At 77.1% G+C, this 6,941-nt stretch carries 5 protein-coding genes, 1 tRNA gene and 1 pseudogene; all 7 read left to right on the top strand.

Annotation, left to right across the window (positions count from 1 at the left end):
• Positions 1–531: pseudogene (locus tag ACFVXK_RS36045) on the top strand (hypothetical protein); the annotation flags it as partial.
• 75 nt (positions 532–606) lie between these two features.
• Positions 607–679, top strand: a tRNA-Arg gene (locus ACFVXK_RS36040).
• A gap of 75 nt (positions 680–754) precedes the next feature.
• Positions 755–1,906 carry a gala protein gene (locus ACFVXK_RS36035; RefSeq protein WP_389620784.1) on the top strand — a complete coding sequence of 384 codons (1,152 nt, stop codon included), beginning with the start codon at positions 755–757 and terminating at the stop codon, positions 1,904–1,906.
• Positions 1,903–3,747 carry an ankyrin repeat domain-containing protein gene (locus ACFVXK_RS36030; RefSeq protein WP_389620781.1) on the top strand — a complete coding sequence of 615 codons (1,845 nt, stop codon included), beginning with the start codon at positions 1,903–1,905 and terminating at the stop codon, positions 3,745–3,747. Before ACFVXK_RS36035 ends, ACFVXK_RS36030 begins: the two co-directional genes overlap by 4 nt.
• Positions 3,744–4,943 carry an AAA family ATPase gene (locus ACFVXK_RS36025; RefSeq protein ID WP_389620778.1) on the top strand — a complete coding sequence of 400 codons (1,200 nt, stop codon included), beginning with the start codon at positions 3,744–3,746 and terminating at the stop codon, positions 4,941–4,943. The genes ACFVXK_RS36030 and ACFVXK_RS36025 overlap by 4 nt, the downstream gene beginning before the upstream one ends.
• 2 nt (positions 4,944–4,945) lie before the next feature.
• Positions 4,946–6,145 (top strand): VWA-like domain-containing protein, encoded by a 1,200-nt coding sequence (locus ACFVXK_RS36020; RefSeq protein WP_389620775.1) that lies wholly within the window; start codon positions 4,946–4,948, stop codon positions 6,143–6,145.
• Between the two features lie 117 nt (positions 6,146–6,262).
• Complete coding sequence (locus ACFVXK_RS36015) at positions 6,263–6,802, top strand: TerD family protein (protein ID WP_389620772.1); 540 nt, start codon at positions 6,263–6,265, stop codon at positions 6,800–6,802.
• Positions 6,803–6,941 lie beyond the last annotated feature (139 nt).

Raw genomic sequence — 6,941 nt, 5'->3', positions numbered from 1 at the left:
CGTCGGCAGCGTCAGTTGTCTCGCAGCGACAGCGGCTTCGGCGCCCCGCCGGCCGGGGGTTACGGGTTCCCGCCGCCCGCGCCCATGGCGATGGCCGCTCCGGGCGCCGCGCCCGCCCCGCCCGCGGCCCGGCGGCCCGCGGCCCCGGTCATGGGGCTCGGCGTCGGCGGGTCGATGCGCCAGGAGGTCTACCGCGACGAGCGCAAGCCCTCCGCCTGGGCGGACACCCCGGCCGCACGGGTCTTCGTCCACCTGGTGACCCCGCCCGAGTGGCGCCGCATCACCGGCGAGGACGCCCCGCCCTCGCCCGTTGACCGGGCCGCCTACAGCAAGGCCGGGCTGCCCTGGTACGACTACTACGACGAAAGCGGAACCGATCTGCCGGCCGCCGGACCGCTGGAACAGGTCAGGCCGGTGGGCGACTGGCTCGGCGAGGACCACACGCCCTGGGCGCCCCCGGTGCCGGGCCAGGTCAAGCACGTCGGGAAGACCCCCCGCCCGGGCGACCCGGTGCAGGACGGGGACTGGTAGCCGGTCCGGGCCCCGGTCCATGGATTCAAACTGGTGATCGATTTTCGGCCTCGCGGCCGCTATGATCACCGCAGCAAGGCCGTAGCGCAGAGGTCGTCGCGCCCAAGCATCGAGCTGGAGGACGTCGGTTCGAATCCGACCGGTCTTGCGTCTTCTTCCCGTCGTGACGACAGGGCGCGCAGCCCTGCCGTCACGACGGTCGTACCCGACCGGTGGAGTGGTGATGACACGGCCGACGCCCGTACGGTGCCCCGCGATCGAGCACCCGGACCTGCCGCTCGCCGACCCGGCGGCCCTGGACCCGCTGCTCGCCCGCCTCGCACAGGACCACCCCGTCGGGACCGACGAGACCTTCCCCCTCGGAACCCTGCGCGCCGACGGCCGCGTCGACCTGTGCAAGCAGGGCCTCGGCCCCGCCGGAGCCGCCCGGGCGCTGCCCGCGGCCACCGCCTCCCCGCACGCCGCCCACCTCCTGCTCGGCACCAACTCCATCGCCGACGAAGGCGCCCGCACCCTCGCCGCCGCCCTCACCGCGGCCGGCCCGGACCACGGGCTGCACACCCTCTACCTCGGCTGCAACCGCATCGGCCCCGACGGCCTCCTCGCCCTCGCCGGAGCCCTCGCCGAGGACACCGGCGTCCGCGCCCTCTGGCTCAAGCGGAACCCGCTGCACGAGGACGGCGCCCGGACGCTGGCCGCCCTGCTGCGCCGCAACACCGCGCTGCGCACCCTCGACCTGGTCAACACCGGCATCACCGCCGACGGCGTACGCCTCCTCCTGGAAGCCCTGCGCACCCGCGAGACCCCCCTGGAGCGGATCTACCTCGGCGGCAACGGCCTCACCGCCGAAGCGGCCCCGCTGCTCGCCGCCCTGATCCGCGAGGCCGGGGTCCGCGAGCTGTACGTCCCCGCCAACCACCTCGGCGACGAGGGCGCCGCGGTCCTGGCGGCCGCCGCGGCCGAAGCCGGCCCCGCCCGCCCGGTGCGCCTGGGCCTCGGCGGCAACGGCATCGGCGTGGCCGGGGCCCGCGCCCTGGCCGGTGCCCTCGGCGGGATCGAATCCCTCGACCTCGGCCGGGTCATGTCCGAACGCAGCCTCGGCTCCACCGGCAACGCCACGGGCGACGAGGGCGCGTACGCCCTGGCCGACGCGCTGCCCGGCAGCCCGCTGCGCCGCCTCGAACTGCGCCACACCGGCATCACCGGCCGCGGCGCCAAGCGCCTGCTGGCCGCCCTGCCCGACGGCAGCCCCCTGGAACACGTCGGCCTCGGCCCCGGCACCCCCCGCCGCCTCAAGCGCTCCTTCGCCGAGCGGCTGCGCCCCGCCCGGCCCGGCCACCCCGACCTGCGGGCGATCGGCAGCGTGTACCGGTGAGCGCCCGCGACGAGAACCCCCTCGCCGGCCTGCCGCCCGGCGCCCTGCCCGACGAGGACGCCGCCTCCTGGCAGCGCGTCCGCCGCTACGCCGTGCCCCGCTGGATGATCGAGCGGGCCACGGCGCACCGCCTGGCCGGGGACTGGCGCGCCGCCTGCGCGGCCGCCGGCGTCGAGGTCGCCTTCGCCCTGCCCGCGCTGGCCGCCGCGTACGGACCGGCCGTCGCCGCGGCGGTGGAGGAGGACCTGCTCCACCTCGTCCCCGACCTGGTGCGCTGGCACCTGCCCCGGGTGCTCGGCGGCCGCAGCGTCCTCGCGCCCAACCGGCGTGCCGTACTGGCCCGTTACGCGCCGGGCGACGACGCCCCCGCCCTGTACGTCACCACCCGCGCCATGGTGGACGGCCCGCAGCGGCTGAAGCTGCACTGCGCGCCCGTCGACCCGGCCAGGCACCGGCACACCTACGCCGGCTGGGCGATCGAGGACTGGACCGGCGCCCGCTGGTTCTGGGACTCCCGGCACACCGCGGAACTGCGCTCCTTCGCGGGCCCGGCCGACCGCCTCCCCTTCTTCCGCGCCGACGGCACCCCGCTGGACGCCGCGGAGCTGCCCCGCGCCGAACCCGCCGCCGACGACCGCGCCGCCCGCGCGGAGTGGGCCGCCGTGCTGCACCGGCGCGGCGACCTGGTGGAGGCCTTCGCCACGGCCGGGATCGCCCTGGACCTGTCGCCCTTCGACCGGAACGGGCAGCTGTGGCCCACCCACGACGTCCGGGAGGCGCTGGACACGGTCCCGCTCGACCCGGTCCGGCTCGCCGACGCGGTCCGCCGGCTCACCGCGGCCGGCGCGGGGGAGCGGTTCCGCTTCGCCCCGCACTGGCGCGGCCTGATGATCGTGGAGCCCGCCGGCGCCGACGCGGAGCACGACCTGCTGATGCGCGTGGTCGACGCCAACGCGGTGCGCGAGGTACCCCGGCTGCCCGACCACGCCTGGCAGCCGCTGCCCGACCCGTACCTCGTCCGCTCCGGCCGGACCGCCCCGCACGAGCTGCACCCGCTGGTCGCCGAAGCCCTCTTCCCGGCGGCCGGCCCGGCCGCGGGCCCGCCCGTCCCCGCCGCACCGCGGCCCGTCCGGGTGCGCTGCGTCGGCGAGTGGCACGAGGTGCGCTCGCGCGGCGGTGTGCTGGAGATCCCGCACACCGCCGAGGAGCAGCAGCGCGAGCGCGCCATGCGGGCCTTCGGCGGGGCCGTCGCGGGCTGCTTCGCCGCGCGCGACGCCTGGACCACCGGCGAGGGCCGCCTCCCGCGCGGCCTGCGCGCCGAGCGGCGCGAACTGCTCGAACGTGTCCAGCACGGGGACACCCCGGGCGTCCTCGCGCTCCTCGACGCGGGCGTCGACCCGCGGGTGCGCAACGGCCGCGGACAGGGCCTGCTGCACCTGCTGCCGTTCGTCCGCCACGAGGAACTGCTGCCCCGGCTGCTGGAGGCGGGACTCGACCTGGAACAGCAGGACGACTCCGACCGCACCCCGCTCCAGTGCGCCGTCCAGAACGGCGGCACCGCCGCCCTGGTCCGCGCGCTCCTCGCGGCCGGCGCGCGCACCGACGTGATCGACGACATGGAACTGTCGCTGGGGCAGGTGGTGCGCCGCTACAAGCGGACCGACCTCACCTTCCTCAGGCAGCTGGTGGAGGAGCGCCATCCCCTCATCGGCTCCGGTGAATACGACGATTTCATCGAAGACCGCGAGGAGTGGGAGGAGAAGCGGGAGTACGACGTCGACGGCTACGCGGCCGTCGGCGACACCCCCGGCTCCGGCACCGGTGAGGGAGGGGAAGCGTGACCGCCGCACCGACGCGGCCCGCGCCCGCGCTGGCCGCCGCCGACGCCCTCAACGCCCGGCTCGGCGCCACCCGTACGGAACCCGCCGCCAACCCCCAACTGGAGGCCCTCGCCCTCGCGGTGACGGCCAATCAGCCGGTCCTGCTGTGGGGTGAGCCCGGCATCGGCAAATCCGCCGGCATGGAGCGGCTCGCGGCCGCCCTCGGGGTCCGGCTGGAGACCGTCATCGCCAGCGTCCACGAGCCCTCCGACTTCGCCGGTCTGCCCATCGTCGGCGACGACCCCGCCACCACCGGCGTGCCCATGGCCCCGCCGGACTGGGCGGTGCGCCTGGCCCGCACCGGGCACGGCCTGCTCTTCTTCGACGAGTTGTCCTCCGCCCCGCCCGCCGTCCAGGCCGCGCTCCTGCGCGTGGTCCTCGAACGCCGCGTCGGCAGCCTCGAACTGCCCGCCTCCGTACGGATCGTCGCCGCGGCCAACCCGCCGTCCAGCGCGGCCGACGGCTGGCACCTCAGCCCGCCGCTCGCCAACCGCTTCGTCCACCTGGACTGGACCCACGACGCCCGTACGGTCGCCCGCGGCATGGCCGGCACCTGGCCGGAGACGGCCCTGCCCGCCGTGGACCCGGCCCGGGCCTCCGGCGCGGCCGCCCGCGCCCGCGGCGTGATCTCCGGCTTCCTCACCGCCCGCCCCGGCCTCGTCCACCACATGCCGAACGACGCCGAGGGCCGCGGCCGCGCCTGGCCCTCCCCGCGCACCTGGGAGATGGCCCTGCGCCTGCTGGCCACCGGCTACGCGGCCGGCGCCGGCCGGGAGGCGCTGGCCGCCGCGCTCACCGGGGCCGTCGGCGACGGCGCGGGCCTGGAGCTGCTGGCCTACCTGGAGAACCTGGACCTCCCCGACCCGGAGAAGGTGCTGGCCGACCCGGACGCCTTCGCCCTGCCGAAGCGCGGCGACCGCCAGCTGGCCTTCCTCATCGCGGTCGTGGCCGCCGTCCAGGGCGAACCCACCCGGCCCCGGTGGGAGGCGGGCTGGGCGGTGCTGGCCAAGGCCGTCGATGCGGGCGTGCCCGACGTGGCCGCGCGGGCCGCCGCCGACCTGGCCGCGATGCGCGACCTGTCCTGGCACGTACCCGCCGGGATCGACGCCTTCGTGGAACTGCTCCAGCTGGCCGGGGCCCTGCCCGGCGCCCGCTGACCGTGGACCGCCCCCTGGACCGGGCCAAGCTGCTCGCCGCCCGCTACACGGCGGCCGAGGCCCGGCCCTACCTGGCCTCCGCCCTGTACGCGCTGACCGTCGTCCCCTCCCCGGGACCGACGGGGGTGACCACGATGGGCGTCGACCGGCACTGGCGCTGCTACGTCTCGCCCGGGTTCGTGGAGCGCACCCCCGTGCCGCAGCTCGCCGGCGTGTGGATCCACGAGGTCGCCCACCTGCTGCGCGACCACCACGGCCGGGCCGACCGGCTCCCCGCGGCCGACCAGGGCGACCCGCTGCGGATCAACATCGCCCAGGACTGCGAGATCAACGACGACCTGCTCGCCGACGGGCTCGAGCTGCCCGAGGGCCGGATGGAGCCGGGCCGCTTCGGGCTCCCCACGGGCGGGCTGTTCGAGGGCTACCTGCCCGCCATTCCCCAGACGCCGCCGCACACACACGTGGACTGCGGCTCGGGCGCGCACGGCGTCCCCGCGCCCTGGGAACTCGGCACGGCCGACGGCGCCGCCCGGATCGGCCCGACGGAGGCGGAGGCCCTGCGCCGGACCACCGCGCAGGCCGTCCGCGCCCACCGGCGCAGCCGCGGCAGCGTCCCGGGCGGCTGGGAGCGCTGGGCGGAGCAGGTGCTGGAGCCCGTCGTGGACTGGCGGCGCGCCCTGACCGGCGCGGTGCGGGAGGCCGCGGCCTGGGCGGGCGGCGCCGTGGACTACACCTACCGCCGCCCCTCGCGCCGCACCCCCGCGCTGGGCGGCCGGGTGGTGCTGCCGAGCCTGCGCCGGCCGCTGCCCCGGGTCGCGATCGTCGTCGACACCTCCGGTTCCATGGGGGACGGGGAACTCGCCGCCGCGCTCGGCGAGGTGACCGGGGTGCTGCGGGAGGTCGGCGTCGGCGGCAACCGGGTCGCGGTACTGGCCTGCGACGCCGACGTACAGGCCGTCAACCGGGTGACCAGCGCCCAGGAGGTGACGCTCGCCGGGGGCGGCGGCACCGACATGCGGGTGGGCATCGCGGCCGCGCTGGGGGCGCGGGAGCGGCCGGACGTCGTCGTGGTGCTGACCGACGGCTTCACCCCCTGGCCGGAGGGCTCCCTGCCCTGCCGGGTGATCGCCGCGCTGATCGGGCCGCAGGCCCCGCAGCCGCCGGACTGGGTGGAGACCGTACGGGTGACCCCGCCGGGCTGAGCCGCGAACTGGCCGGTTGTGTACGGTGGTTGCGCCGGTGATCGGCGACGCGTGGCAGCATGGCCGGGCCGGACGCGGGGGACACCGCCCGCGGCGGCCGAGCGGAGGGGGAGTCCGGTGACCGGAGTACGCAAGAGCCTGGCCAAGGTGGAGATCTCCCTGCGCTGGGACCCCAGCCCGGCGGGCTCGCCGCCGCACGACCTCGACCTGGTCGCCGGGGTCTTCGGGGCCGGCGACCCGCACGGGCAGCCGGTCTACCTCGTGCACTTCGGCAGCCGCGCCCCCGACGGCACGATCACCCTCGACCGGGACAGCCGCAACGGGCAGGGCTTCGGCTGGGATGAGGTGATGACCCTCGAACTGGACCGGCTGGCCCCCGCACTGGTCCGCGTGGTGGTCGGGGTGGTGATCCAGGACCCGGGCCCGGCGGGCACGCCCGGCCGTACGGTCTTCTCCGCCGTCGCGGGCACGGGGCTGCGGATCCGCGAGGGCCACACCGACCTCGCCACCGGCGACTTCACGGAGCTGGCCGGGGCCACGTCGGCCACCGTCGCCGAGTTCGTCCGCGACGCCGCGGGCGGCTGGACCCTGAACGCCCGGCCCCGCGGCTTCGACGCGGACCCGCAGGAGTACGTCCGGCTGATGGGCGCGGTCTAGGCCCTGTCGTCAAAGTCACGCCGTCGCCCGGAGGGCGGCCTCGCGGCGTCTGGTGCGTGCTCTCGGCGCGCCGGGCGCAAGACCTCGTACTGGACGTACTTGGTCTGGCGCCCGGTGCGGCGAGAGTGCGTGCCAGGCG

This window comes from Streptomyces sp. NPDC058157, from assembly GCF_042884105.1.
Lineage (GTDB): Bacteria > Actinomycetota > Actinomycetes > Streptomycetales > Streptomycetaceae > Streptomyces.
This window is presented reverse-complemented; position numbering and strand designations above follow the sequence as displayed.

What these genes read in the sequence shown, in the direction of transcription:
- ACFVXK_RS36035 (WP_389620784.1), top strand. Translation starts at nt 755, where the DNA reads ATGACACGGCCGACGCCCGTACGGTGCCCCGCGATCGAGCACCCGGAC.